Below are 25,375 nucleotides of genomic sequence, written 5' to 3'. Positions count from 1 at the left end.
TCAAACCCATCCTGCCTGCTTGGCAATCGCGAGCGCGGTCCCAGCAGGCAAATCTTTCTTCGGGTGCGGAACGATGATCGTTTGCGTACCCTTGCGGAGCTTGTGCTGTGAGCCCTTAATGGAGACGGGTTCGTAATCGTCGCGTTTCAATCTGGCGATGATCTTGTGACTGTTCCGCTCCACGGGCTCACCCCTGCTATCGCAAGAAGGTAGCGCAACTGAGGGGAGGGATCCAGGATGCGCATCATTGTGCGCATCTTGCTTATTCCGAATCCGCGTTCCGCAGCCGGTCGAGGCTCGGCAGCGACGTGATGTTGTAGCCGGCATCCACGTAGTGGATTTCGCCGGTTACGCCGCTGGAGAGGTCCGAGAGCAGATAAAGCGCCGAGCCGCCGATATCCTCGATGGTCGCGGTGCGGCGGAGGGGCGCGTTCTTCTGGTTCCAGGAATAGATCGCGCGGGCATCCGAAATGCCGGCGCCGGCAAGCGTGCGCACCGGGCCTGCCGAGATCGCGTTGACGCGGATGTCGCGCGGGCCGTAGTCGGCGGCGAGATAGCGCACCGAGCTTTCCAGCGCCGCCTTGGCGACGCCCATGACGTTGTAGTTCGGGATCACCCGCATCGAGCCGCCGTAGGTGAGCGTCAGGATCGCGCCGCCATCCGTCATCAGGTCGGCAGCCCGCTTGGAGATCTCCGTGAAGGAGAAACAGGAAATCACCATCGTGCGGCTGAAATTGTCGCGCGTCGTGTCCGCGTAGAGGCCCTTGAGCTCGTTCTTGTCGGAAAAGCCGATCGCGTGCACGACAAAGTCGAGCTTGCCCCAGCGCTCCTTGATCGCCGCGAAGGCTGCGTCCACCGAGGCGATATCCTCGACATCGCAAGGCACGACGAAATCCGAATTGAGTTCGGCTGCGAGCGGCTTGACGCGCTTGCCAAGTGCTTCGCCCTGGTAGGTGAAGGCGAGTTCCGCACCCTGTGCGGCGACGGCTTTCGAGATCCCCCAGGCAATAGAGTGATTGTTGGCGACCCCCATGATCAGGCCGCGTTTCCCCTGCATGATTCCGTTCATGGAATTACCCGTTAAAGCGCTGGAAGACGAGCGTGGCGTTGGTGCCGCCGAACCCGAAGGAATTGGAAAGGACCGTGTCGATCTTGGCGTCGTCGATGCGCTTGCGCACGATCGGAACGCCCTCGAATTCCGGATCCAGGTTTTCGATATGGGCGCTTTCGCCGATGAAGCGTTCCTGCATCATCAGAAGGCCGTAGATCGACTCCTGCACGCCGGCGCCGCCGAGCGAATGGCCGGTCAGCGACTTGGTCGACTGGATGTGCGGGATCTTGTCCCCGAAGACCTGGCGGATCGCGCCGATCTCCTTCGAGTCCCCGACAGGCGTCGAGGTGCCGTGGGTGTTGATGTAGTCGATATCGCCCTTTACGGTCGCCAGCGCCTGGCGCATGCAGCGCATCGCGCCCTCGCCCGACGGGGCGACCATGTCGTAACCGTCCGACGTCGCGCCGTAGCCGACGATTTCGGCATAGATCTTCGCGCCGCGGGCCTTGGCATGCTCGAGCTCTTCGAGAACCAGTACGCCCGCACCGCCGGCAATGACGAAACCGTCTCGGTCGACGTCATAGGCGCGCGAGGCCTTGTCGGGATCGTTGTTGTACTTGGTGGACATCGCGCCCATCGCGTCGAACAGGTTCGACATGGTCCAGTCGAGGTCCTCGTGGCCGCCGGCGAACATCACGTCCTGCTTGCCCCACTGGATCATCTCGGCGGCGTTGCCGATGCAATGCGCCGATGTCGAGCAGGCGGACGAGATCGAATAGTTGACGCCGTGGATCTTGAACCAGGTGGCAAGCGTCGCCGATGCCGTGGACGACATCGCCTTCGGCACGGCGAACGGGCCGATGCGCTTCGGGCTGTTGTTCTTGAGGGTGATCTCGGCGGCTTCGATCAGCGTGCGGGTGGACGGGCCGCCCGAACCCATGATGATGCCGGTGCGTTCGTTCTCGCCGATATCCTTGTCCTCGAGACCAGAATCGGCGATCGCCTGTTTCATGGCGACATGGTTCCAGGCGCCGCCCTGGCTGAGGAAGCGCATGGCGCGGCGATCCACCAGCTCGGTCGGATCGAGCGTCGGCCTGCCCCAGACCTGGCACTTGAAGCCGTGCTCGGCGAAATCGGGAGAGAAGGAAATGCCGGACTTTGCCTGACGCAAGGATTCTGTGACTTCGGCGGCGTCGCTCCCGATCGAGGATACGATACCGAGACCCGTTACAACTACCCGTCTCATCTCATCAAACCTTTTCTGCTTGTTCTTCTTTGGCCGCGAAGCAGGGATCAGGCGGCCTTTTCCTTCGACAGGCCGACACGAAGGTCCGTTGCCTGGTAAATGGTTTCGCCATCCGCCTTGAGCCAGCCATCAGCGGTGCCAAGCACCAGACGACCACGCATGACGCGCTTGAAGTCGATGCCATACTCGAGCAGCTTGGTGTCCGGGCGTATCATGCCCTTGAACTTCACTTCGCCGGTCGACAAGGCCATGCCGCGTCCGGGTTCGCCAAGCCAGCCGAGGAAAAAGCCGGTCAATTGCCACATGCCGTCAAGGCCGAGGCAGCCCGGCATGATGGGATTGCCTTCGAAGTGGCAGGGGAAATACCAGTCGTCGGGCTTAACGTCGTATTCGGCGCGAAGATAACCCTTGTCGAACGCTCCGCCCGTTTCCGAAATGTCGGTGATACGGTGGACCATCAGCATCGGCGGCAGCGGAAGCTGCGCATTACCGGGTCCGAAAAGTTCGCCATGGGCGCAAGAGATGAGTTCTTCGTAAGAGAAGCTGGACTGCCTGGGTGCCATAAATTTCCGTTCCCCCCGTTGAACCTTAGACCTTTTGTTTCAGCAGCTTTAGTGCAAGATCGGTCGGAATTGAAGCGTAACGATGAACTTGCGCTCCGCCTGGGGATGGCAGCCGAGCCACTGGAACATGCGTTTGTTCTGGTCCGCATATAGGAAGCTACAGACGCAAACCAGAGGCTTGTAGCGAAATTGCGCGTTTTTGGCGCTCCCGCGGCAGGTATCCTCCGGAAACTATTGAAAGTGCCCGCCGTAAAAGTTATATCGGAAAGTCAAGATACCTGACATGGGCGTTAAACGGCGGGAGCTGGCAGACAATATGGCAGAAGCCATTACGGACATCGAGACGAGACTGCGCCATTGCGGCCTTCGTCCGACGCGGCAGCGTGTTGCGCTTGCCGACCTGCTGTTCGCCAAGGGGGACCGCCACTTGACCGTCGAGGAACTGCACGAGGAAGCCACCTTCGCCGGCGTTCCGGTCTCGCTCGCGACCGTCTACAACACGTTGCATCAGTTCACCGAGGCCGGCCTTATCCGCGTGCTGGCGGTTGAAAGCGCCAGGACCTATTTCGACACCAACATTTCCGATCACCATCACTTCTTCGTCGAGGGCCGCAACGAGGTGCTCGACATTCCGGTCAGCAATCTGGAGATCGGCAACCTGCCGGAAGCCCCGGAAGGCATGGAAATCGCCCATGTGGACGTCATCATCCGCCTGCGCGAAAAGAAAAGCTGACGCTTCCTACTCTTTCCCTTTGTTTCCCCTCATGGCTTCGTCCTGGGCCCGTCCGGGCCGTGGTCTGTAGCGCGGCAATGTCCAGCCGTAGTGGATAGCGCCGCCGCGCAGGCCGAAGGCAAGAGCCGCACCCAGCCCGGAACTCGCGTAAAGCGGCAGGCCGAGCGCATTGGCGGCGGTAAACCCGCAGGCGCCGGCAAGTGCAGCGGTAATGTAGATTTCAGGTCGGAGCAGCACCGAGGGTTCGTTGGCGAGAAGATCGCGCAGGATGCCGCCGAAGGCTGCGGTCAGTGCACCGGTGACGATCGCGATTGTGGGTGACCCGGTAGCGGCCAGCCCCTTTGCCGCGCCTAGCACGCTATAGGCGGCAAGCCCGATCGCATCGAGCCAGATCAGCAGGCGAAAGCGCCATTCCACCCGATGCGCCGTGCAAAAGACAAAGGCGCCCGATATGACGCAGATCAGGATATAGGTCGGGTCGAGTACCCAGAAGACCGGCGTGCGGCCGAGGATGATGTCCCGTAGCGTGCCGCCGCCGAGCCCGGTGACCGCCGCGAAAAACAGGAAACCGACCAGATCGAGCTGCTTTCGCGAAGCGGCCAGCGCGCCGGTCGCGGCAAAAAGCGCTATGCCGGCATAGTCGAGTATCGTCAGCAATGACATGTCAGACCTTGTGATCCAGCGTCGCGCAAGTGCAGGCCGTTAGCATAGCCGCCGATCGTTGCGTGCGTCATCCTTCGACTTGCGCCGTGAACAGATGAATTTGCAGGGGTTCGCCAGTGAAAAAGCTCTTGATCATTGTCGCGCAGGCGCTCGTCCTGGTGTTTGCGTCAACGCTTGCTTTCGCCCAGCAGCCCCAGCGTTTCAGCGATCCGGAAATCTACGAGAAGAATTACTTCCGCAAGGAATGCAAGACTTCCGATTTCGGGCCGGCCTTCATCAAGCGCTTCGACATCAACAATGACGGCATGCTCGACCTCGTTTCCAACCAATCCGACATGACCTGCGACGGGGTCAAGGGACCGCGCTGCACCAGTGAAGGCTGCCCCTACAATTTCTATGTCCAGATCAAGGAAGGCGGCTACGTCATGGTCGCCACCGCTCAGCTTTATAAATATGATTTCGTTCAGTACTTCGGCAACATGGTCTTCGAATTGACGATGCATCCGCGCTTCTGCAGTCGCACCGACGCCGCGCCCTGCGAAATGCGCGTCCGGGTGCGCGGCCTTGATTTCAACATTCTGTCGAAAAAATAGAACGACCCGGGGGGCTCATCCCGGAAAGATCTCGCCGATCCGCCCGGCGAGATAATAGGCCGTCAGGCTCATCCACTCGCGGGCGGCGGTTGTCGTCAGCTGTGCGTTTAGCGCCGGCTGGGTGAAATCCAGCGACAGGCGGACGATGCCGCTGGTGCGGTAATCGACCGGCCATGGCGTGACCGTCATCCCGGCCGCCCGGAACAGGCCCATCGAGCGTGGCATGTGGAAGGCGGAGGTGATCAGCAGGCAGTTATCCAGCCCCTGAGCCTTGAGAAGCCCTGCGGTGTTGAGCGTATTCTCATATGTCGTGCGGGACGCGTTCTCCTTCAGCAGACGATCGGCGGGAATGCCGAAGGCGGAGAAGAACCGTTCGGAGGCCTGCGCTTCCCCTTCATACGCGCCACTGATCGAGCCGTCGCCGCCGGAAATCAGGATGCGGGCTTGCGGATGATTGCGGGCGAGCCGCAGCGCCTCGACGAACCGGTCGGCCGCCTGGTTGAGTTCGATGCCGCCGCGCACGGTCGTCACCTCGTTTTCGAGCACGCCGCCGAGCACGATCATGCAGGCAACCGCCTGCGTCTCCTGTGCCGGTTTTGGAATGCGCTCTTCGAGCACCTGCAGCGCAACCGTGCCGGTCGTCGTGAAGAGTGTCACGAACAGCACCAGCCCGGTCAGCAGTGCCGAGAGACCGGCGAGCCGGCGCCAGCCGACAAAAATGAGAATTGCGGCAAACGCGGACAGCAGAAAGGCAATCGAGAGAGGCTGGGCAAACACCCAGAAGAGCTTGGAAAGCAGGAACATCAAGAACTTTCGGAACGATCAGGCGCGGCGGCGGGCGGAGACGATCGGCTGCTGGAAATGCAGGTGCAGCGGGCGCGGAAGAAGCGCCGTCGCCAGTGCCACCGCAAGGGCCAGAACCGAAACGATCCAGAGCGCATGGCTGCCAGCATATTTCGTCAAAAAAGCGCCCGTCACGGCACCGCATGCCATTCCGGTCCAGGGAACCGTCTGGATCAGCCAGCCGGTCGGATTGCGGTCGCCGATCAGCCAACGGCCGATGCCGCGGCCGAAGCGGGAAAGCGCCCCGGTCACATAGGTGAGGCCGATCGGCAGCCCTTCGATATGTTCGACCGTCGCATTGATCATGCCCATCGACAGCACGATCAGATAGAATTGCAGCCGTGGATAACCGACCGTGGGGACGATCGAAGCCGCGGCCAGCAGGAGCGAGACGCCCGAGAGTACCACGAAGGTGCGGCGTGCCGAGACCGTATAGGCGAGCACGATGCCTAGCGCGTTGCCGAGGATGAAGACCCAGAGCGCGATGAAGAGGATGATCGCATGGCTGTAGTCGCCGTCGGCGAAGGAGATTGCCGCGCGGGTCGTGTTGCCGGTCATGAAGGACACGAAGTCGCCCGAGAGAAGCAGGCCTACCGCATCCGTCATGCCCGCCACGAAGGAAATCGCGGCAACGAGCGCAAGACCCGTCACGGTCCGCCGCCTGCGGATGATGCGTCTTCGTCTTTCCCTGGTCATGGAGGTCCTTTCCTCCGCGTAAATCTGCGCGAATCACGCCCCGAGACGTTGATCCAGGACAATGTCGGATAACTAGGAAAGAAATCGCAAATCGAGCGCCGAAGCGAGTCCTATTGCGAGTCCAGCCATGCCCCGAGGCCGTGTGCCGCAGAACGGCCCGTGGCGAGGCAGGCGGTCAGCAGGTAGCCGCCGGTCGGCGCCTCCCAATCGAGCATCTCCCCGGCGGCAAACAGGCCGGTAAGCGGTTTCAGCATGTAGTTTTCGTCCAGATCGCTCCAGGCGATGCCGCCGGCGGACGAGATCGCTTCCGCAATCGGCCGGGGACGAAGAACCGGGATCTGCAGGGCCTTGATCTGTTCCGCCAATTCCTGGGGAGCCATGCGGCTGGCATCCGGCACAAGTTCGCGAAGCAGCGCGGCTTTTACGCCCTCCAGCCCGGCGCCCTTGCGCAGCCGGTTCGAGAAACTCGCCTTGGCATCCTGCCGGGCAAGGTCGCGTGCCAGACGCTCCGCGGTACGGCCGGGCGTGAGATCGACGGTCAACGCCGCGCGGCCTTCGGCAACAAGCAGGTCCCGAAGTGCCGCGGAATGGGCATAGACAAGGCTGCCCTCGATACCGTGTTTCGATACCACGAATTCGCCCTGGAACGTGCCGGCGCCAGAGGTCGTCGAAACCGATTTCAGCGGCTCGCCGGCGAAACGCTCGCGAAACGCCTCGCTCCACGCGACATCGAAACCGCAATTGGCTGGCCGCAGGTCGGCGATCACGATGCCTTTGTCTCTCAGCCACGGCACCCACGCGGCATCCGAGCCAAGCCGTGGCCAACTGGCGCCGCCCAAAGCCAGCAGAGCTGCGTCGGGGCGAACGGTGACCGGCCCTTCCGGCGTTTCGAACCGATAACCGTTTTCGGCAAATCCCACCCAGCGATGCCGTGTGCTGAGCGTCACGCCCTGCGCCTCCAGCCGCCGCAGCCAGGCGCGCAACAGGGGCGAGGCCTTCATGGCTTTCGGAAACACGCGTCCGGACGTCCCTACGAAGGTCTCCGTGCCGAGACCGGCCGCCCAGGCCCGAACGTCGTCCGGCGTAAACGCCTCCAGGGCAGGGCGCAGGCGCGGGGAGGCGTTCCCGAATCGCTCTGCGAAACTCGAAAAATCTTCCGAATGGGTGATGTTCAGCCCGGACTTGCCGGCGAGCAGGAATTTCCGCCCGAAGGTCGGCATCGCCTCGTAGACCGTCACGGCATGGCCGGCAGCGGAGAGAACCTCCGCTGCCATCAGCCCTGCCGGGCCGCCGCCAATGATCGCGATCTGCTTCGTCATGATCTCCGGTTACGGCAGATCAGTCCGCTTTGCCATAGCCCCCGGCCGTCGGCGTCTGAACGGTCACCGCTTCACCGGCCTCGATGATCGTCTGGGCGCAGCCGCCGAGCTCTTCGAGCGTGCCGTCGAGGCGCCGCACGGTGGTGTGGCCAAGCTCGCCGGTTTCGCCGCCAGCAAGCCCGTGCGGCTTGATCGTCCGGTGCGAGGAGAGGATGGCGCAGTCCATCTTTTCGAGGAAGCGGATCGTCCGCTTCGTTCCGTTGCCGGCCGAGAACTTGCCCCTGCCGCCGGAATTTTCGCGGATATGGAAGTCTTCGAGCAGGACCGGATAACGGGTTTCGAGGATTTCCGGGTCGGTGAGGCGGGAATTGGTCATGTGCACATGGACCGCATCCGTGCCCTCGAAGCCGGTCCCGTCGTTGAACACACCGGCCGGCGAACCGGAGCACAGCGTCTCGTAATACTGGTAGGTCGCGTTGCCGAAGGTGAGATTGTTCATCGAACCCTGGCTCGCTGCCATCGCGCCGAGCGCCCCGAACAGCGCATTGGTCACATGCTGGCTGGTCTCGACATTGCCCGCCACCACGGCCGCCGGATATTGCGGCTTCAGCATCGACCCTTCCGGGACGATGATGCGGATCGGCCGCAGGCATCCCGCATTCATCGGAATGGAGCTTTCGACCATGACGCGGAAGACATAAAGCACCGCCGCGCGGGTCACCGGCTCCGGCGCGTTGAAATTGTTCTTCTTCTGCGGGCTGGTGCCGGTGAAATCGACGGTCGCCTCGCGCTTGGCCTTGTCGACCGTGATCTTTACCCGGATCACGCTGCCCTGGTCGGTCGGGTAGGAGAATTCCGAATCGCCGAGCTTTTCGATGACCCGGCGCACACTCTCTTCCGCATTGTCCTGTACGTGCCCCATATAGGCCTGCACCACGTCCAGCCCGAACTGCGCGATCATCTTGCGCATCTCGTGCACGCCCTTTTCGTTGGCGGCGATCTGGGCGCGCAGGTCGGCGACGTTCTGGGCGACGTTGCGGGCGGGGTAGGGGTGGTTGGAGAGGAGATCGGTGATGCCGGCCTCGTCGAAACGGCCACGATCGAGGAGAAGCACGTTGTCGAACAGCACGCCTTCCTCGTCCACTGTGGTCGCAAGCGGCGTCATCGAACCCGGCGCGGTACCGCCGACATCGGCATGATGGCCGCGCGAGGCGACGTAGAAGAGAATGTCCTTGCCCTCGGCATCGAAGACCGGCGTGACCACGGTGATATCCGGCAGATGGGTGCCGCCGTTATAGGGGGCGTTCAGCGCAAACACGTCGCCGGGGCGGATCCTGCCCTGGTTCTGGGCGATGACGCTTTCGACCGAGCGGTCCATGGAGCCGAGATGCACCGGCATATGGGGAGCGTTCGCCACCAGCGCGCCGTCAGCATCGAAGACGGCGCAGGAGAAATCCAGCCGTTCCTTGATGTTGACCGAGGAGGCGGTGTTCTGCAGCGTCACGCCCATCTGTTCGGCGATCGACATGAAGAGGTTGTTGAACACTTCAAGCAGAACCGGATCCGCCTGGGTGCCGATCGGCCTGGCGCGCGAAAGTTCCGCAACGCGCTTCAGCACGACATGGTTCAGCTTCGTGATCTCGAACGCCCAGCCGTCCTCGACGACGATCGTCTGATGCGGCTCGACGATCAGGCAGGGCCCATTTGCGCGCGAGCCCGGGTTGATATCGGCACGGCGATAGACCGGCGCCTCGCGCCATGCGCCGCCGGAGAAGAACTTTGTCTGTTCTGCCGCGGTCGGTGCGCTGTCATCGGTTGCAAATTCCGGTTCGTCGGAATCGGCGCCACCGCCGATCGCCTCGACCTCATAGGCCTCGAAGATGATCTCGCGGTTTTCGAAGATGAAGCCGAACTGCTTCCTGTGCGCCGTCTCGAAGGCGGCCGTCATCTCAGCCGCGCTGGCGAGTGTGACGGGCAAGGTCGTATCCGTGCCCTGATAGCGCAGGTGGGCGCGGTGAAGCACTTCGGTTTCGGATGCAGTCACCCCCTGCGAGGCCATTTCTTCCAGCACGCTTGCAGTCAGGTCATCGCGGATGGCTCCAAGCGTTTCCAGCGCGGCCGCAAGCTCGTGCGAGACCGTGCGCTGGCGGGTGGCGCGGATATCCGCAAGCCCCATGCCATAGGCGGAAAGGATGCCCGAGAACGGGTGGATCATCACGGTCGAGATGCCGAGCGCGTCTGCCGTCAGGCAGGCATGCTGGCCGCCGGCACCGCCGAAGCAGGTCAGCACGTAATGGGTAACGTCGTAACCGCGCTGGACGCTGATCTTCTTGACGGCATTCGCCATGTTCTCGACCGCGATCGCCAGGAAGCCGTCGGCCACTTCTTCCGGCGAACGGCCGTCGCCGATCACCTTGGCCATATTCTCGAAGGCGGCGCGCACGGCATCCGCATCGAGCGGCTGGTCGCGGTTGGGTCCGAAGATCGCCGGGAAGAGTTTTGGCGAGAGCTTGCCGAGCATGACGTTTGCGTCGGTGACCGTCAGCGGGCCGCCGCGGCGATAGGCCTTCGGACCGGGATTGGCACCGGCCGAATCCGGGCCGACGCGAAAACGGCCGTTCTCGAAATGCAGGATCGATCCGCCGCCGGCGGCAACCGTGTGGATCGACATCATCGGCGCGCGCATGCGCACGCCCGCCACTTCGGTTTCGAACGAGCGTTCCAGCTCGCCGTCATAATGCGACACGTCGGTGGACGTGCCGCCCATGTCGAAGCCGACCATCCGGTTAAAGCCCGCAAGCCGCGACGTCTCGACAGCGCCGACCACGCCGCCGGCCGGGCCGGACAGGATCGCATCCTTGCCCTGGAACAGCCGCGCTGCGGTCAGTCCTCCGGAGGATTGCATGAACATCAGCTGTGCGCCTTGGCCGTCCGTGGCTTCGAGCCCGGTGCCGAGTTCGCCGGCCACCTGCTCCACATAACGGCGCAGGATCGGCGACAGATAAGCGTCGACGACCGTCGTGTCGCCGCGCCCGACCAGCTTGATCAGCGGCGAGACTTCGTGGCTGACGGAAACCTGGGTGAAGCCGATATCGCGGGCGATCCCGGCCACCAGCTGTTCATGAGCCGGATAGCGATACGCGTGCATGAAGGCGATGGCGACGGCACGGAAACCAGCATCAAATTGCTCTTGCAACTGGCCGCGGATCGTCTTCTCGTCCGGTGCGGCCTCGATCGTGCCGTCGGCGCGAACCCGCTCGTCCACTTCGACCACGTGTTTGTAGAGCAGTTCCGGCTTGATGATCTTCTTGGCAAAAATGTCGGCGCGGGCCTGATAGCCGATCGCCAGCGCATCGCGGAAACCGCGGGTGGTGACGAGCAGCGTGTGCTCGCCCTTGCGCTCAAGCAGCGCATTGGTGGCGACCGTCGTGCCCATCTTCACCGCGCCGATCGCGTCGGCAGGGATGGCGGCCCCGGTCGGCACGCCGAGGAGCTCGCGGATGCCCTGCACCGCGGCATCGCGGTAGGCCTCCGGATTCTCCGACAGGACCTTGTGGGCCACGAGCGATCCGTCAGGCTTTCGGCCCACGATGTCGGTGAACGTGCCGCCGCGATCGATCCAGAAATCCCACTTAGCCTCGGTCATAATCCGCCCCTCAAATCAACTGACATGCCCTAACGAAAACATTTCGTCGATAAAACGTCAATGATTAGTTGACAGGAAAATGCACATTGAAGCATCATGCTCGCTGAACGGGCAGGAAGCCGCCAAGAGCTCCACCCGGATAACCGGCAACCGAGGGGAGCCGACCATGCCGTTTTTTCGATCCTGTAACGGGAGGGCCATCCATGTCCTCCGTTGATCCCCGCCACAGCATATTCCCGGATTGGCTCCGGAAGGTGCTGGATGGACTCTATCTGTTTTCCGGCTATCTCGCCGGACTTTTTCTCGTCGCCATTTTCCTGATCATGCTGGGGCTCTCGGCCGGGCGCCCGCTCGATATCGACTTGCCGTCCGGTGACGACTTCGCCTCCTGGTGCATGGCCGCAAGCGCCTTCCTCGGCCTCGCCCACACGTTCCGCTCCGGCGAGATGATCCGTGTCGGATTGCTGATCGAGCGTTTCAAGGGGCGTCTGCGGCAGGTCATCGAAATCGTCGCCCTGGCCACGGGCACTGCCGCCGCGGTTTACTTCGCCTGGTTCGCCTTCGACATGACGAAGACCTCCTGGCAGTTCAACGACCTGTCTCAGGGCGTCATCGCAGTGCCCTTGTGGATCCCGCAGCTCGGTTTCTGCGGCGGCCTGATCATCCTCGCGATCGCCTTCGTCGATGAACTCCTCCATGTCCTGTTCGGCGGCTCGCCGCGCTATGAGAAGCCGGAGCCGCAAACGGCCGAGGAAGTCATCGAGCGCGCCATGCAGAGTGGGGCGTGATCCATGAGCACGATCGAACTCGTTGAAATCGCCGGCGTCGTTCTTGTCGCCCTTCTGGCGCTGCTGGCCGGCGGGGTGTGGATCGGCATTTCGCTGCTGATCTGCGGCTTTATCGCCATGCTCTTCGTGCCCGGCATCCCGATCGGCGCCGTGCTCGCCACCAATTCCTGGAGCGGCGGCGCATCTTGGTCGCTCGCGGCCCTGCCTCTGTTCGTCTGGATGGGGGAAATCCTGTTTAGAACGCGGCTTTCGGAAGAGATGTTCCGCGGCTTGGCTCCCTGGCTCGGCTGGCTGCCCGGCCGCCTCATGCATGTCAACGTGCTCGGCTGCGGCCTGTTCGGCTCGATCTCCGGCTCGTCGGCCGCCACCACCGCCATGATCGCCAAGATCGCCCTGCCGGAATTGAAGAAGCGCGGTTACGACGAGATGGTCAGCCTCGGTTCTCTCGCCGGTGCCGGCACGCTCGGCATCCTCATCCCGCCGTCGATCACCATGGTCGTTTATGCGGTCGCTGCGAACGTCTCGATCATCCAGATCTTCCTCGCCGGCTTCCTGCCGAGCCTCATCGTCATGGTGCTTTATTCCGGCTACATCATCGTCTGGTCGCTTCTGAACCCGGACAAGCAGCCGCCCGCACCGCCGAAGATGAGCTTCATGGAGAAGCTCAAGGAATCGGCCAACCTCATCCCCGTCACGCTGCTCATCGTGCTCGTCTTCGCGACCCTCATTCTCGGCTGGGCGACGGCGACGGAATGCGCGGCCTGGGGCGTGCTCGGTTCGCTTGCCATCGCCGCCTGGTCGCGGACGCTGACGATGAAGGCCTTCTGGGACAGCGTCATGGGCGCCACCCGGCTTACCTGCATGATCATGCTGATCCTCACAGGCGCCGGCTTCATGTCGATCGCCATGGGTTATACCGGCATTCCGAACGCGCTCGCCGCCTGGGTCGACAGCTTCAACCTCAGCCCCTATGCGCTGATCGCGGTGCTGACGGTCATGTATATCCTGCTCGGCGCAGCGCTCGACGGGCTGTCGATGATCGTGCTCACCACGGTCGTGGTCCTGCCGATGATCCAGCAGGCCGGTTTCGACCTCGTCTGGTTCGGCATCTTCCTGGTGCTGATCGTCGAGATGGCGGAAGTCTCGCCGCCGGTCGGCTTCAACCTCTTCGTGCTGCAAACGATGAGCGGCCGCGACAGTCTGACTGTCGCCCGCGCCTCGCTGCCGTTCTTCTTCCTGCTTGTGGCGACTGTCGCCATCATTACGGTCTTCCCGGAAATCGTGATGGTTCTGCCGAAAATGGCATTCCCGGGTTAATCAGAGAAAGAAAAAGGGAACTGATATGAGGAAAATGATCTCTACTCTCGTTCGCTCGGGCCTTGCCGGCGCAGCGCTTCTGGCGGCTTCCGGCGCCGCTCTCGCCCAGACCGCCTGGGTCCTGCCGTCGGCCTATCCGCCGGCGAACTACCATGTCGAGAACCTGATGCAGTTCGCCAAGGACGTCGAAACGGCCTCGGGCGGCAAGCTGAAGATCACCGTTCATCCGAGCGCCTCGCTGTTCAAGGCGCCGGATATCAAGCGCGCCGTCCAGACCGGCCAGGCCCAGGCCGGCGAAGTGTTGATCTCGCTGCACGAGAACGAAAACCCGGTCTTCGGCATCGACGTCGTGCCGTTCCTGGCAACCAGCTTCGACGCGTCCAGGAAGCTCTATGCTGCCTCCAAGCCGGCGATCGAGAAGGCGCTCGATGCGCAGGGTCTCAAGCTCCTCTATGCGGCGCCGTGGCCGCCGCAGGGCATTTTCACCAAGAAGGACGTCAACAGCACCGCCGACCTCAAGGGCCTGAAATGGCGCGCTTACAACGTCGGCACGTCGCGCATCGCCGATCTCGTCGGTGCCCAGCCGGTCACGGTCCAGGCGGCCGAACTGCCGCAGGCTCTCGCAACCGGCGTCATCGATGGCCTGATGACCTCGAGCGCCACCGGCGTCGACAGCAAGATCTGGGAATCGCTGACCCACTACTATGACACCCAGGCCTGGATCCCCAAGAACGTCATCTTCGTCAACAAGGCCGCCTTCGCTGGCCTCGACCCGGCCGTCCAGAAGGCGGTCACCGATGCAGCCGCGGCAGCAGAGACCCGCGGCTGGGCGCTCGGTGCCGAAAAGACCTCGGCCTACATGGAAACCCTCAAGAAGAACGGCATGAAGGTTCTCGAACCGAGCGCCGATCTCAAGAAGGGTCTGGCCGATGTCGGCGCCAAGCTGACCGAGGATTGGCTGAAGAAGGCCGGTGCTGACGGTGCCGCCATTCTGGACGCCTACAAGAAGATGTGATTTGAGAGGCGCCGCAGGCATCCGCCTGCGGCGCGCTCGTCCCGGGAGGAAAAAACATGGCACTCATCGGAAAAGAGTGAATTCGGCCCGATCGTATCCTCCGGGCACCTGGCGAGCGGCGCATTGCCGGCGCTGTCGGAGATCGAATTCGGCATGATCATGCTGAACCACGCGTTCGGCCGCTGGATGGTCCGGTGCATGTCGGCTGCCGGCGTGCCGGATCTGTCGCCGATCGATATCCTCGTGCTGCACAATATCAACAGCCGCAACAAGGCAAAGACGCTGGCCGATATCGCCCTCGTCCTCAATATCGAGGACACGCATGTGGTGACCTACGCGCTGAAGAAGCTCGAACGCCTGAAGCTGATCAAGTCCGGCCGCCGCGGCAAGGAAAAGCTGGTCATGGTCACGGAAGCGGGCGCCGAAGCCTGCAATCGCTATGCGGCAGTGCGCGAGGAACTGCTGGTCAAATCGGTGCTGGCCACCGAGGTTTCGGGGGATACCCTGTCGGCCATGGCAGCCCGCCTGCGCGCGCTGTCCGGCCACTACGACCAGGCGGCCCGCGCCGCCGCATCGCTTTAGGAAAACAGCGCATCCATCAGCGGGTGGTCGGGGTCCGCCATGCCGTCGAGGATGGTGAAATGATGCTTGTCCGGCTCCTCGACCGCCTCCGTCTCGGCGCCAAGCCCCTTCCAGATGCTGGCAAGCAGCGCGTTCTGGCGGATGAACTCGGCGCGTTCGCCGGCCCCCACCCAGCAGGTCACTCGAGTTCCCGGCAACGGCTCCAGCAGGGCCGGGCTTTCCCGGTAGGCTTCTTCGGCGTCGATCCGCTGCTTTTCGTTCATCTTGGTCTTCATGATCGGCCGCAGATCGTGCACGCCGGAAAGCGAGACCGTGTTGACGATGCGGCTGCGCACGGCCTCCGGAAGCGGTGACGTGGCCGAGATCATCCGCGTCACCAGATGGCCGCCCGCCGAATGGCCGATCAGCCGGATCGGTCCCGCCACGTCCTTTGCAGCAGCCTCGATCGCCTCGCCGATTTCCACCGTGATGCCCGAAATGCGGTTCTCCGGGGCGAGCGTGTACATCGGCATGGCAACCGCATAACCGCGCTCCACGGCGCCGTTGGCGAATTGCGACCAGTAGCTGTTGTCGAGACCGATCCAGAAGCCGCCGTGGACGAAAACCACGAGGCCGGCCGGGTCGGCTTCGGGCAGGAAAAGGTCGAAGCGGTTGCGCGGCTTTTCGCCATAGGAAAGACCGAGCCTGGCGCGACCGGCGGCGGCAAGCGTCTCGCGATAAAGTCGTGCCGGTTCCACCCAAGCCGCCGGCCAGCGGTCGCCCTGGGGAATGTTGATGCCGTTGGCATAGGCATTGTCCCAGTCGCTAATCCGATGGCGCATGTTCACTTCTCTCGATCCGCTTGATTTCGAACATCATACTGTCACCGCATGAGCCCGCTTGGAAGCCCGTCGCAGCTTCAAAAATCGCAAGGAGGAAAATTATTACAAACTTAAACTTTCTCTCTTGCAACCGAGGGAAAGCAGTGCTTTTCTGAGTGAAAGGCAAAAAGCCGCTATATAAAAAACGCTTGGGAACGAAAATATGCTGGGACCGTCAGGCCATCTGGATACGTTTGCCCGCGACAATCTTCCGCCTCCGGATCAGTGGCCGGAAATCAGGCTTGATGGCTTCGATTATCCGGAATGGATGAACGCGGGGGTCGAGCTCACCGACCGTATGGTCGAGCGCGGCTTCGGCGACAACACCGCTCTCATCGGCAACGGCCGCCGCCGCACCTACAAGGAATTGTCCGACTGGACGAACCGCATCGCTCAGGCACTCACCGAGGACTACGGCCTGAAGCCGGGCAACCGGGTGCTGATCCGTTCCGCCAACAACCCGGCCATGGTCGCCTGCTGGCTGGCCGCGACGAAGGCGGGCGCGGTCGTGGTCAACACCATGCCGATGCTGCGCTCCGGCGAGCTCGCCAAGATCATCGACAAGGCTGAAATCTCGATCGCGCTCTGCGATACGCGCCTGATGGACGAGCTGGTCGCCTGCGCCAAGGAAAGCCGGTTCCTGAAACAGGTGATCGGCTTCGATGGGACCGCCAATCATGACGCCGAGCTCGATCGGGCGGCGCTCAACAAGCCGGTTCGTTTCGAAGCGGTGAAAACCGGCCGCGACGACGTCGCCCTGCTCGGCTTCACCTCCGGCTCCACCGGCGTGCCGAAGGCGACCATGCATTTCCACCGCGATATCCTGATCATCGCCGATGCCTATGCGAAGGAAGTGCTGGGCGTGACCCCGGACGACGTGTTCGTCGGCTCCCCGCCGCTCGCCTTCACCTTCGGCCTCGGTGGCCTTGCGGTCTTCCCGCTGCGTTTCGGTGCGGCCGCGACCCTCCTGGAGCAGGCGACGCCACCCAAGATGATCGAGATCATCGAGACCTACAAGGCGACGATCAGCTTCACTGCACCCACGGCATACCGCGCCATGCTGGCGGCGATGGATGCGGGCGCCGATCTGTCGTCGCTGCGCATCGCCGTTTCCGCCGGCGAGACCTTGCCCGGCCCCGTCTTCGACGAATGGGTCAAGAAAACCGGCAAGCCGATCCTCGACGGTATCGGGGCGACCGAGATGCTGCATATTTTCATCTCGAACCGGCTCGGCGATTCCAAACCGGCCTGCACCGGCAAGCCGCTCACCGGTTACGAGGCGATCGTCGTCGACGACGACATGAACGAAGTGCCGCGTGGCACGATCGGCAAGCTGGCGGTCAAGGGACCGATCGGCTGCCGTTACCTCGCCGACGACCGCCAGAAGGAATACGTCAGGGACGGCTGGAACCTGACGGGCGACAGTTTCGTCGAGGACGAGGACGGTTATTTCCACTTCGCGGCCCGCTCCGACGACATGATCGTCTCGGCCGGCTACAACATCGCCGGTCCCGAGGTCGAGGCGGCCCTCCTCAAGCACGAGGCGGTGCTCGAATGCGCCGTGATCGGCGTCTCGGACGAAGCGCGCGGAACGATCGTCGAGGCGCATGTGGTGCTGGTAAAGGGCGCCGAGGCAAGCGAGCTGATGGTCAAGATCCTGCAGGATCACGTCAAGGCGGTGATCGCCCCTTACAAATATCCGCGTTCGGTCGTCTTCACCGATGCGCTGCCGAAGACCGAGTCCGGCAAGATCCAGCGCTTCCGCCTGAAGCAGAAGCCCTCGGCTTAACCATGGTGATTGGCGGTTGAATTTCGCCTGACATGTAGAGTGGAAGTTTCCACGCAAATGTGGAAGACAAAGAAGACCCGGCGGATGTTGAAGTCCGTCGAAGGCATCGGGAACGACATAACAACAAACGGGAGTTCGTCACATGAAGAAAATGCTTGCTGCAGCCACTTTGGCGCTGAGCGTTGGCACCACCGGCATGGCTTTCGCCGAGCCTTTGAAGATCGGCATGATCACCACGCTTTCGGGCGGTGGCGCCGGCCTTGGCATCGATACGCGCGACGGTTTCATGCTGGCGATCAAGAATGCCGGCAACAAGGACATCACCGTTGTTACCGAAGACGATGCGCAGAAGCCGGAACTGGCCGTGCAGATCGCCGACAAGATGATCCAGAGCGACAAGGTCGACGTCCTGACCGGCATCGTCTGGTCGAACCTCTTGATGGCCGTTGCCCCGAGCGCGGTGGCCCAGGGCAAGTTCTACGTCTCGACCAATGCCGCGCCTGCAGCGCTTGCCGGCGCCAACTGCAACAAGCTCTATTTCAACGCCGCCTACCAGAACGACAACCTTCATGAAGCCATGGGCGAATATGCCAACAAGGGCTACAAGAAGATGTTCATCCTCGCCCCGAACTATCCGGCCGGCAAGGATTCGCTGACCGGCTTCAAGCGTTATTACAAGGGCCAGCTCGCTGCCGAAGTCTACACCCAGGTCGGACAGACCGACTATGCCGCCGAAATCGCCCAGATGCGCGCGTCCGGCGCCGACGGCATCTTCGTCTTCCTGCCCGGCGGCATGGGCATCGCCTTCATGAAGCAGTTCGCCCAGTCGGGCGTCAAAATCCCGGTCATGGGCCCGGGCTTCTCTTTCAGCCAGGATGTCCTGCCGGCAATCGGGGATGCAGCGATCGGCGCCAAGGCGTCCGGCCAGTGGGCTCCGGACTTCGACAATGCCGCGAGCAAGAAGTTCCTGGCGGATTTCCAGAAGGAATATAACCGCCTGCCGTCCATCTATGCCGTCCAGGCCTATGACGCCGCCCAGCTGATCGTTGCCGCAGCGTCCAAGGCCAGCGTCAAGAACGCCGCTGCCTTCGGCGCCGAGCTGAAGAAGGCCGACATCCAGTCTCCGCGCGGAAAGTTCAAGTTCAACACCAACCAGCATCCGATCCAGGACATCTACCTGACGGAAGTGGTGAAGCAGAACGGCGTCATCACCAACAAGACGGTGGAGAAGATCTTCGCCGATCACGGCGATGCCTATGCCAAAGACTGCAAGATCTAAGGTCCGCCCGTGACTTTGGCACTTGCTCTCGAGCAGTTGCTTAATGGCCTGCAGCTCGGCGTCATGTTGTTTCTCATGGCTGCCGGGCTGACGCTGATCTTCGGCGTCATGGGCCTGATCAACCTCGCTCACGGCTCGCTCTACATGGTCGGCGCATTCGCCTGCGCCACCGTGGCGGCATGGACCGGCTCGTTCTGGATCGGCCTGATCGCCAGCCTCGTCGCGGCTGCCGCCGCCGGGGCGATCGTCGAACTCGTGGTAATCCGCAGGCTCTACGACCGCGATCATCTCGACCAGGTGCTGGCCACCTTCGCGCTGATCCTGATGTTTTCGGAAGGCACGCGCTGGCTGTTCGGCTCCTTCCCGCTCTATCTCGATATTCCTCCCTTGCTGCAGGGCGCCGTCGCGCTGCCGGGCGGCACGGAATATCCGGTCTATCGCCTGGCGATCATCCTTGCCGGCGCGATCGTCGCCTTCGGCCTCTACCTGCTGATTTCCCGGACCCGGCTCGGCATGCGCATCCGCGCAGGCGAAAGCGACCGCGAGATGATCGGCGCGTTAGGCGTCGATATCCGCACGCTTTACACCGTCGTATTCGCGCTCGGCGCAGCCTTGGCCGGTCTTGCCGGCGCCATGGTCGGCGCGCTGCAGTCGGTGCAGGTCGGTATGGGCGAACCGGTGCTGATCCTCGCCTTCGTGGTCATCGTCATCGGCGGCATAGGCTCGATCAAGGGTGCGCTGCTCGGTGCGTTGCTGGTCGGCGTCACCGATACGATGGGACGTTTCCTGCTGCCGAAGATCCTGGCGCTGTTCGTCGCCCCGGCCCAGGCCGGCATGATCGGCGGCGCCGTGGCTTCGATGCTGATCTATATCGTCATGGCGGTCATTCTCGCGGTCAAGCCGCGCGGCCTCTTCCCCGCGGCACATGCGTGAGATCATGATCGTGACCCGCGAAAACCTCATCAACCTAGTCCTGGCGGCCGCGCTGCTCGCCGTGCCCTTTGCGGCGGACGCGCTCGGCCAGCCGTTCTACATCACGCTCGCAACCCGTATCGCCATCCTCGCGCTCGCCGCAACCGGCCTCAATCTGGCGCTCGGCCTCGGCGGTCTCGTCTCCTTCGGCCACGCCGCCTTTTTCGGCATTGGCGGATACGTTGCCGGCATCCTGGCCGCTCACGCCTTTTCCGGCGATCCGCTGCTGTTCGGGCTTTCCGGGACGAAGCAGATGTGGGTGATCTGGATCGTCGCAGTGATCATTTCAGGCCTTGTCGGCTTGGCGATCGGCGCGATCAGCCTAAGGACCTCCGGCGTCTATTTCATCATGATCACGCTCGCCTTCGCGCAGATGGTCTATTATTTCGCGATCTCCTGGCCGGCCTATGGCGGCGAGGACGGGTTGTCGATCCTCGTCCGCAACCAGTTCCCGGGCGTCATGACCATGATTCCGCTGAACTTCTTCCTGATCTGCTACGTCGCCCTGCTGCTGGCGCTCGGTCTCTTCGCCCTGATCCGCGCCTCGCGTTTCGGCACGGCGCTGCAGGCGGCGCGGCAGAACGAGGTGCGCGTCGCGACCGTCGGCATCCAGCCCTATCGCATCCGGCTCACCGCCTTCGCGATCTCGGCGGCGATCACCGGCCTTGCCGGCGCGCTGTTTGCCGATCTCAACCGTTTCGTCAGCCCGTCCATGCTCTCCTGGCATATGTCGGGCGAACTGATCGTGCTGATCATTCTCGGCGGCACCGGCCGGCTGTTCGGGCCGCTGGCGGGCGCGGCACTCTACGTGATCTTCGAATATGCGCTCGGTGGCCTCACCGAGCGCTGGCAGTTCTTCCTCGGCCTCATCCTGCTCGCCGTCGTGCTGTTTGCGCGGGGCGGTCTTCTGGGCCTGCTTGCCGGAAAGGCCAGACATGGTTGAGCCGGTTCTCCAGATCTCCAACCTCGTCAAGAATTTCGGCGCGCTGCGGGCGACCGATGGCGTGACGCTCGACCTTCGCCCCGGCGAAATCCACGCCCTGATCGGCCCGAACGGCGCCGGCAAGTCGACGCTCATCCACCAGATCTGCGGCACGCTTCGGCAGGATAGCGGCACGGTGCGTTTTGCCGGGCAGGATATCGGCTCGCTCGGCGTGGCCGATCGTGCCCGGCTCGGGCTTGGCCGCACCTTCCAGGTCTCGTCGATCGCTCCGGATTTTTCAGGGCTGCGGAACGTCATGCTGGCGGTGCAGGCGAAACAGGGCTCGAGCTTCCGCTTCTTCAAGCCGGTCATGCGCGACAGGTCGCTGATCGACACCGCGATGGCCATGTTGGAACGTGTCGGCCTCACCGCCCGCGCCCGCATTCCGGCGGCCGAGCTTTCCCATGGCGAACGCCGGCAGCTCGAAATCGCTATGGCGCTCGCGCTCGGCTCGAAAGCCTTCCTGCTCGATGAGCCGATGGCGGGAATGGGCCCGGAAGGCTCGAAATCGCTGACCCGCTTCCTCGATACACTGCGGCAGGAAGCGCCGATCCTGCTGGTCGAGCACGACATGGACGCGGTCTTCGCGCTTGCCGACCGGATTTCGGTGCTCGTCTACGGCCGCATCATCGCGACGGGGACGGTCGAGGAAATTCGCCGCGATCCGACCGTGCGCAGCGCCTATCTCGGAGACCACGCCTGATGCTGCTCGATGTGACCAGGATCGAAGCATTCTACGGCGCCAGCCAGGCGCTTTTCGGCGTCGACCTTTCGGTCGCGGAAGGCGAGGCCGTCGCCCTGATGGGCCGCAACGGCATGGGCAAGACGACCACCATCCGCGCCATCTGCAATCTCAATCCGCCGCGATCAGGCGCGGTGAAGATCGGCGGCACGGATACGAAGGGCAAGCGGCCGCACCATGTCGCCAAGCTCGGCATCGGCCTCGTGCCGGAAGGCCGCCGTTGTTTTCCGAACCTCACGGTGCACGAAAACCTGGTCGCCGCCGCCCGGCCCGGCCAATGGACGCTGGAACGCGTCAACGAACTGTTCCCCCGGCTTGAGGAGCGGCATGCGCAGATGGCGAGATCGCTCTCCGGCGGCGAGCAGCAGATGCTGGCGATCGGCCGGGCGCTGATGACCAATCCGCGCCTGCTCATTCTCGACGAGGCGACCGAAGGCCTTGCCCCGGTCATCCGCCAGGACATCTGGAAGGCGATCAGGCGGCTGAAAGCCGAGGGTTTGTCTATCCTCGTGGTGGATAAGACGCTTTCGGAGCTTCTGCCGGTTGCGGACCGCTGTGTCATCCTTGAAAACGGAAGAAGCGCCTGGAGCGGCAGGCCGACGGACCTGACGATGGAACTGCAGGATCGATATCTCGGGGTGTAGGCATGGAAGCAGAAGCGGCAAGCGCCGACCTGGAACTGATCGCCCATGGCCCTCATGGGAAGAACAAGCCTGAGACGCGGCTGTGGCTGCGCATGCTCTCCACCACCAAGCTGATCACCACAGAAATCCGCCGCCGCCTTCGCACCGAATTCAGTGCGACGCTTCCCCAGTTCGATTTGATGGCACAGCTCTATCGCGAGGCCGACGGCCTGCGGCTCGGCGAGCTCTCGAAGCGCACCATGGTCACCAACGGCAATGTCACGGGTCTGGTGGAACGGCTCGAGGCGGACGGCTTCGTGCAGCGCGTCACGCCCGATGGCGACCGCCGCGTCACCGTCGCCAAGCTGACGCCCGCCGGTACCGAGCTTTTTGTCGCCATGGCCGCCGCCCACGAGGGCTGGCTGCGCGACATCATGGCCGATGTCGATCCGGCGATGATCGCCTCATTGTGGTCGGAGATCGGCGCGGTGAAGGCTTCCGCCAGCAACCACCTTTCCGGCAGCGCCTTCGAATAGTAAGGCTCGTCTTGGGGCGCAACAATTCGGGGTGAAGAGATGGCAGACCTGCAGGCGATCGTCGACGAGATCCACGCGAAGCTGACGCCGCGGCTCGGCGAAGGCAAGGTGGCCGACTACATCCCGCAACTCGCCCATGTCGATCCGAAGAAATTCGGAATGGCGATCATCGGTGTCGACGGCCAGGTCTTCAAAGCTGGCGATTGCGACGAACCCTTCTCGATCCAGAGCGTCTCGAAGGTCTTCACCCTGACGCTGGCGCTCGGCAAGCATGGCGAGACCACCTGGAACCGTGTCGGCCGCGAACCCTCCGGCTCCGCCTTCAATTCGATTGTCCAGCTCGAGCACGAGGAAGGCAAGCCGCGCAATCCGTTCATCAATGCCGGCGCCATCGCGGTCAGCGACCTGGTGCTTGCCGGGCATACGCCGCGCGAGGCGATCGGCGAGATCGTCCGCTTCGTGCGCTATCTTGCCGACGACGATTCGATCGCCATCGACCCGGAAGTGGCGAAGTCGGAACAGGCGACCGGTTTCCGCAATTTCGCGCTCGCCAATTTCATGCGTTCCTTCGGCAAGCTCGACCATCCCGTCGAACATGTGCTGGGCGTCTATTTCCATCATTGCGCGCTCGCCATGACCTGCACCCAGCTCGCCAAGTCGGCCCTTTTCCTCGCCGCCTCCGGCCGCAATCCGCTGACCGGGCACACCGTGGTATCGAGGCAGCGGGCGCGGCGCATCAACGCGCTGATGCTCACCTGCGGGCATTACGATGGGTCGGGGGATTTCGCCTACCGCGTCGGCCTTCCCGGCAAGAGCGGTGTCGGCGGCGGCATCATGGCGGTAGCACCTGGCAAGGCGTCCGTCGCCGTCTGGTCGCCGGGCCTCAATCACAACGGCAATTCGCTGCTGGGTTCGCTGGCGCTCGAAATGCTGGCCACCAGAACCGGCTGGTCCGTGTTCGGCCAATAAAAAAAGCCCGACCGGAGCCGGGCTTTCAGTCTGTTGGCAGCTTTGTAATCAGTCTTCGCTGGCTGCCATCTGCGATAGGGCATCGCCGCGTCCGCGTGCACGCAGGACGAGGGGAAGAATGAGCGCGATCGCCGCAAGGCTCAGCAGTACTGCTGCGATCGGCGAGGTGAACAGCACCGTCACGTCACCCTGGCTGATCGCGAGCGCACGGCGAAGCTGCTGTTCGGCCAGCGGCCCGAGAATGAGGCCGACGATGACAGGCGCGATCGGATAATCGAAGACGCGCATGATGTAGGCAACGAGCCCGAAGACCAGAAGCATGCCGAGTTCGAACACCGAGGGATTGGCGCCGATCGTGCCGAGCGTCGCGAACACGAGGATGCCCGCATAGAGCCACGGCTTCGGAATGGTCAGCAGCTTCACCCACAGGCCGACCAGCGGCAGGTTGAGGACGAGCAGCATCAGGTTGGCGATCAAAAGCGAGGCGATCAGGCCCCAGACGAGCTGCGGGTTGGTCGCAAACAGAAGCGGACCCGGCTGCAGGCCGTACTGCTGGAAGCCGGCGAGCATGATCGCCGCGGTCGCCGAGGTCGGCAGGCCGAGGGTTAGGAGCGGCACCAGCGTGCCGGCGGCGGACGCATTGTTGGCGGCTTCCGGACCGGCCACGCCTTCGATTGCACCATTGCCGAATTCTTCCGGATGCTTCGAAAGGCGCTTTTCGGTCGCGTAGGACAGGAAGGTGCCGATTTCGGCGCCGCCGGCCGGCATCGCGCCGATCGGGAAGCCGATCACGGTGCCGCGCAGCCAGGCTTTCCAGGAGCGCCCCCAATCCTGGGCGGTCATCCAGACCGAACCCCGGATCGCTTCGATCTTGTCCGGCGCCGCTTCGCCCTGCGCGGCGATATAGAGCGTCTCGCCGATCGCGAACATGGCGACCGCCATCGTCGTCACTTCGATGCCGTCGAGCAGATCGGGAACGCCGAAGGAGAGCCGGTTCTGGCCGGTCAGCTGGTCGATGCCGACGAGCGACAGGGCAAGGCCGATGAAGAGCGAGGTGAGGCCGCGCAGCGTGGAATTGCCGAAGGCGGAGGAGACGGTGACGAAGGCGAGAACCATCAGCGCGAAATATTCGCGCGGACCGAAGACCAGTGCCAGCTTGACGATGTAGGGCGCGATGAAGGCAAGCGCCAAGGTGGCGATCAGGCCGGCGACGAACGAACCGATCGCCGCCGTCGCCAGTGCCGGGCCGCCACGTCCCGCGCGGGCCATCTTGTTGCCCTCGAGGGCGGTGACGATCGAGGCGCTTTCTCCCGGCGTGTTCAGGAGGATCGACGTCGTCGAGCCGCCATACATGCCGCCGTAATAGATCCCGGCAAACATGATCAGCGAGCCGGTCGCATCGAGCTGGTAGGTCACCGGCAGAAGCAGGGCGACGGTCGTTGCCGGACCGATGCCGGGAAGCACGCCGACCATGGTGCCGAGCGTCACGCCGATCAGGGCGTAGAAGAGGTTCATCGGCTCCATTGCCGACACGAGCCCCTGGAGAAGGAATTCGAATGTGCTCATGA

Annotated in this window: 25 protein-coding genes; 14 read left to right on the top strand and 11 right to left on the bottom strand. The window is 63.1% G+C overall.

Translation table 11 applies throughout. The features are described 5' to 3' along the window. From ACZ9EJ_RS18100 to fabA, 4 genes are all read right to left on the bottom strand, one after another. Complete coding sequence (locus tag ACZ9EJ_RS18100; protein ID WP_046641180.1) at window positions 1-183, bottom strand: type II toxin-antitoxin system HicA family toxin; 183 nt, start codon at window positions 181-183, stop codon at window positions 1-3. Between the two features lie 79 nt (window positions 184-262). After that, a complete protein-coding gene (gene fabI, locus ACZ9EJ_RS18095; RefSeq protein ID WP_046641179.1) occupies window positions 263-1,069 on the bottom strand; it encodes an enoyl-ACP reductase FabI in 807 nt (268 codons plus the stop codon). 4 nt (window positions 1,070-1,073) lie between these two features. Next, window positions 1,074-2,297 (bottom strand): beta-ketoacyl-ACP synthase I, encoded by a 1,224-nt coding sequence (fabB, locus tag ACZ9EJ_RS18090; protein WP_046641177.1) that lies wholly within the window; start codon window positions 2,295-2,297, stop codon window positions 1,074-1,076. A gap of 47 nt (window positions 2,298-2,344) precedes the next feature. Continuing rightward, entirely contained in the window at window positions 2,345-2,860 is a 516-nt protein-coding gene (gene fabA, locus ACZ9EJ_RS18085; protein WP_046633559.1) for a 3-hydroxyacyl-[acyl-carrier-protein] dehydratase FabA, read from the bottom strand. Window positions 2,861-3,176: 316 nt separating this feature from the next. Between fabA and irrA the strand changes: the two genes are divergently transcribed. Then, complete coding sequence (gene irrA / locus ACZ9EJ_RS18080) at window positions 3,177-3,593, top strand: iron response transcriptional regulator IrrA (RefSeq protein WP_046633561.1); 417 nt, start codon at window positions 3,177-3,179, stop codon at window positions 3,591-3,593. Between the two features lie 6 nt (window positions 3,594-3,599). Here the strand turns inward: irrA and ACZ9EJ_RS18075 are convergent, their stop codons facing one another. Beyond that, window positions 3,600-4,256 carry a trimeric intracellular cation channel family protein gene (locus ACZ9EJ_RS18075; protein ID WP_046641175.1) on the bottom strand — a complete coding sequence of 219 codons (657 nt, stop codon included), beginning with the start codon at window positions 4,254-4,256 and terminating at the stop codon, window positions 3,600-3,602. Window positions 4,257-4,372: 116 nt separating this feature from the next. Here ACZ9EJ_RS18075 and ACZ9EJ_RS18070 point away from each other — a divergent pair, with 116 nt between their 5' ends. After that, the gene (locus ACZ9EJ_RS18070) at window positions 4,373-4,849 is read left to right on the top strand and encodes a hypothetical protein (protein WP_080955782.1); all 477 of its coding nucleotides are present in this window, start codon (window positions 4,373-4,375) and stop codon (window positions 4,847-4,849) included. A gap of 15 nt (window positions 4,850-4,864) precedes the next feature. On the opposite strand, the gene ACZ9EJ_RS18065 is transcribed toward ACZ9EJ_RS18070, so the two are convergent. From ACZ9EJ_RS18065 to ACZ9EJ_RS18050, 4 genes are all read right to left on the bottom strand, one after another. Then, a complete protein-coding gene (locus tag ACZ9EJ_RS18065) occupies window positions 4,865-5,653 on the bottom strand; it encodes a YdcF family protein (RefSeq protein ID WP_046641173.1) in 789 nt (262 codons plus the stop codon). 18 nt (window positions 5,654-5,671) lie between these two features. Beyond that, window positions 5,672-6,388, bottom strand: coding sequence for a YoaK family protein (locus ACZ9EJ_RS18060; RefSeq protein WP_046641172.1), 717 nt, complete (start codon window positions 6,386-6,388; stop codon window positions 5,672-5,674). Between the two features lie 110 nt (window positions 6,389-6,498). Then, a complete protein-coding gene (locus ACZ9EJ_RS18055) occupies window positions 6,499-7,710 on the bottom strand; it encodes a TIGR03862 family flavoprotein (protein ID WP_251090370.1) in 1,212 nt (403 codons plus the stop codon). Window positions 7,711-7,726: 16 nt separating this feature from the next. Continuing rightward, complete coding sequence (locus ACZ9EJ_RS18050; protein WP_046641170.1) at window positions 7,727-11,353, bottom strand: hydantoinase B/oxoprolinase family protein; 3,627 nt, start codon at window positions 11,351-11,353, stop codon at window positions 7,727-7,729. Between the two features lie 203 nt (window positions 11,354-11,556). On the opposite strand from ACZ9EJ_RS18050, the gene ACZ9EJ_RS18045 reads away from it, so the two are divergent. The 4 genes from ACZ9EJ_RS18045 (at window position 11,557) to ACZ9EJ_RS18030 (ending at window position 15,055) form a co-directional block, all read left to right on the top strand. Beyond that, window positions 11,557-12,141: a TRAP transporter small permease gene (locus ACZ9EJ_RS18045; RefSeq protein WP_046633574.1), complete on the top strand. Its 585-nt coding sequence runs from the start codon at window positions 11,557-11,559 to the stop codon at window positions 12,139-12,141. 3 nt (window positions 12,142-12,144) lie between these two features. After that, complete coding sequence (locus ACZ9EJ_RS18040) at window positions 12,145-13,458, top strand: TRAP transporter large permease (protein ID WP_046633576.1); 1,314 nt, start codon at window positions 12,145-12,147, stop codon at window positions 13,456-13,458. 34 nt (window positions 13,459-13,492) lie between these two features. Beyond that, window positions 13,493-14,473 carry a TRAP transporter substrate-binding protein gene (locus tag ACZ9EJ_RS18035; protein ID WP_046633578.1) on the top strand — a complete coding sequence of 327 codons (981 nt, stop codon included), beginning with the start codon at window positions 13,493-13,495 and terminating at the stop codon, window positions 14,471-14,473. Window positions 14,474-14,596: 123 nt separating this feature from the next. After that, entirely contained in the window at window positions 14,597-15,055 is a 459-nt protein-coding gene (locus ACZ9EJ_RS18030; protein WP_476099495.1) for a winged helix DNA-binding protein, read from the top strand. Here the strand turns inward: ACZ9EJ_RS18030 and ACZ9EJ_RS18025 are convergent. Next, window positions 15,052-15,876, bottom strand: coding sequence for an alpha/beta hydrolase (locus ACZ9EJ_RS18025; RefSeq protein ID WP_046641169.1), 825 nt, complete (start codon window positions 15,874-15,876; stop codon window positions 15,052-15,054). The genes ACZ9EJ_RS18030 and ACZ9EJ_RS18025 overlap by 4 nt on opposite strands. A 202-nt stretch (window positions 15,877-16,078) precedes the next feature. Between ACZ9EJ_RS18025 and ACZ9EJ_RS18020 the strand changes: the two genes are divergently transcribed. The 8 genes from ACZ9EJ_RS18020 (at window position 16,079) to ACZ9EJ_RS17985 (ending at window position 23,807) form a co-directional block, all read left to right on the top strand. Next, window positions 16,079-17,704 (top strand): AMP-binding protein, encoded by a 1,626-nt coding sequence (locus ACZ9EJ_RS18020; protein ID WP_046641168.1) that lies wholly within the window; start codon window positions 16,079-16,081, stop codon window positions 17,702-17,704. Between the two features lie 142 nt (window positions 17,705-17,846). Beyond that, window positions 17,847-18,983 carry an ABC transporter substrate-binding protein gene (locus tag ACZ9EJ_RS18015; RefSeq protein WP_046633585.1) on the top strand — a complete coding sequence of 379 codons (1,137 nt, stop codon included), beginning with the start codon at window positions 17,847-17,849 and terminating at the stop codon, window positions 18,981-18,983. A gap of 9 nt (window positions 18,984-18,992) precedes the next feature. Further along, window positions 18,993-19,916: a branched-chain amino acid ABC transporter permease gene (locus ACZ9EJ_RS18010; protein ID WP_046633587.1), complete on the top strand. Its 924-nt coding sequence runs from the start codon at window positions 18,993-18,995 to the stop codon at window positions 19,914-19,916. A 4-nt stretch (window positions 19,917-19,920) separates the two neighbouring features. Next, window positions 19,921-20,898: a branched-chain amino acid ABC transporter permease gene (locus tag ACZ9EJ_RS18005; RefSeq protein ID WP_046641225.1), complete on the top strand. Its 978-nt coding sequence runs from the start codon at window positions 19,921-19,923 to the stop codon at window positions 20,896-20,898. Next, on the top strand, window positions 20,891-21,640 hold the full coding sequence (locus ACZ9EJ_RS18000) for an ABC transporter ATP-binding protein (RefSeq protein ID WP_046641167.1): 750 nt from the start codon (window positions 20,891-20,893) through the stop codon (window positions 21,638-21,640). Before ACZ9EJ_RS18005 ends, ACZ9EJ_RS18000 begins: the two co-directional genes overlap by 8 nt. After that, entirely contained in the window at window positions 21,640-22,323 is a 684-nt protein-coding gene (locus ACZ9EJ_RS17995) for an ABC transporter ATP-binding protein (protein WP_080955780.1), read from the top strand. Before ACZ9EJ_RS18000 ends, ACZ9EJ_RS17995 begins: the two co-directional genes overlap by 1 nt. A 2-nt stretch (window positions 22,324-22,325) precedes the next feature. After that, entirely contained in the window at window positions 22,326-22,838 is a 513-nt protein-coding gene (locus tag ACZ9EJ_RS17990; protein WP_046633591.1) for a MarR family winged helix-turn-helix transcriptional regulator, read from the top strand. A 39-nt stretch (window positions 22,839-22,877) separates the two neighbouring features. Next, complete coding sequence (locus ACZ9EJ_RS17985; RefSeq protein WP_046633593.1) at window positions 22,878-23,807, top strand: glutaminase; 930 nt, start codon at window positions 22,878-22,880, stop codon at window positions 23,805-23,807. 48 nt (window positions 23,808-23,855) lie between these two features. Here ACZ9EJ_RS17985 and ACZ9EJ_RS17980 read toward each other — a convergent pair whose 3' ends face one another. Continuing rightward, window positions 23,856-25,373 (bottom strand): tripartite tricarboxylate transporter permease, encoded by a 1,518-nt coding sequence (locus tag ACZ9EJ_RS17980; RefSeq protein WP_046633595.1) that lies wholly within the window; start codon window positions 25,371-25,373, stop codon window positions 23,856-23,858. Window positions 25,374-25,375: the final 2 nt, after the last annotated feature.

Source organism: Neorhizobium sp. USDA 3394 (assembly GCF_056280385.1).
Note: the sequence above shows the minus strand (reverse complement) of the source record. Positions and strands in the feature narration are given on the sequence as shown.

What these genes read in the sequence shown, in the direction of transcription:
- ACZ9EJ_RS18045 (WP_046633574.1), top strand. Translation starts at nt 11,557, where the DNA reads ATGTCCTCCGTTGATCCCCGCCACAGCATATTCCCGGATTGGCTCCGG.
- ACZ9EJ_RS18035 (WP_046633578.1), top strand. Translation starts at nt 13,493, where the DNA reads ATGATCTCTACTCTCGTTCGCTCGGGCCTTGCCGGCGCAGCGCTTCTG.
- ACZ9EJ_RS17980 (WP_046633595.1), bottom strand. Translation starts at nt 25,373, where the DNA reads ATGAGCACATTCGAATTCCTTCTCCAGGGGCTCGTGTCGGCAATGGAG.
- ACZ9EJ_RS18015 (WP_046633585.1), top strand. Translation starts at nt 17,847, where the DNA reads ATGAAGAAAATGCTTGCTGCAGCCACTTTGGCGCTGAGCGTTGGCACC.
- ACZ9EJ_RS17985 (WP_046633593.1), top strand. Translation starts at nt 22,878, where the DNA reads ATGGCAGACCTGCAGGCGATCGTCGACGAGATCCACGCGAAGCTGACG.
- ACZ9EJ_RS18025 (WP_046641169.1), bottom strand. Translation starts at nt 15,876, where the DNA reads ATGCGCCATCGGATTAGCGACTGGGACAATGCCTATGCCAACGGCATC.
- fabA (WP_046633559.1), bottom strand. Translation starts at nt 2,860, where the DNA reads ATGGCACCCAGGCAGTCCAGCTTCTCTTACGAAGAACTCATCTCTTGC.
- ACZ9EJ_RS18050 (WP_046641170.1), bottom strand. Translation starts at nt 11,353, where the DNA reads ATGACCGAGGCTAAGTGGGATTTCTGGATCGATCGCGGCGGCACGTTC.
- ACZ9EJ_RS18040 (WP_046633576.1), top strand. Translation starts at nt 12,145, where the DNA reads ATGAGCACGATCGAACTCGTTGAAATCGCCGGCGTCGTTCTTGTCGCC.
- ACZ9EJ_RS18075 (WP_046641175.1), bottom strand. Translation starts at nt 4,256, where the DNA reads ATGTCATTGCTGACGATACTCGACTATGCCGGCATAGCGCTTTTTGCC.
- ACZ9EJ_RS18005 (WP_046641225.1), top strand. Translation starts at nt 19,921, where the DNA reads ATGATCGTGACCCGCGAAAACCTCATCAACCTAGTCCTGGCGGCCGCG.
- ACZ9EJ_RS17995 (WP_080955780.1), top strand. Translation starts at nt 21,640, where the DNA reads ATGCTGCTCGATGTGACCAGGATCGAAGCATTCTACGGCGCCAGCCAG.
- fabB (WP_046641177.1), bottom strand. Translation starts at nt 2,297, where the DNA reads ATGAGACGGGTAGTTGTAACGGGTCTCGGTATCGTATCCTCGATCGGG.
- ACZ9EJ_RS18020 (WP_046641168.1), top strand. Translation starts at nt 16,079, where the DNA reads ATGCTGGGACCGTCAGGCCATCTGGATACGTTTGCCCGCGACAATCTT.
- ACZ9EJ_RS18060 (WP_046641172.1), bottom strand. Translation starts at nt 6,388, where the DNA reads ATGACCAGGGAAAGACGAAGACGCATCATCCGCAGGCGGCGGACCGTG.
- ACZ9EJ_RS18000 (WP_046641167.1), top strand. Translation starts at nt 20,891, where the DNA reads ATGGTTGAGCCGGTTCTCCAGATCTCCAACCTCGTCAAGAATTTCGGC.
- ACZ9EJ_RS17990 (WP_046633591.1), top strand. Translation starts at nt 22,326, where the DNA reads ATGGAAGCAGAAGCGGCAAGCGCCGACCTGGAACTGATCGCCCATGGC.
- fabI (WP_046641179.1), bottom strand. Translation starts at nt 1,069, where the DNA reads ATGAACGGAATCATGCAGGGGAAACGCGGCCTGATCATGGGGGTCGCC.
- ACZ9EJ_RS18065 (WP_046641173.1), bottom strand. Translation starts at nt 5,653, where the DNA reads ATGTTCCTGCTTTCCAAGCTCTTCTGGGTGTTTGCCCAGCCTCTCTCG.
- irrA (WP_046633561.1), top strand. Translation starts at nt 3,177, where the DNA reads ATGGCAGAAGCCATTACGGACATCGAGACGAGACTGCGCCATTGCGGC.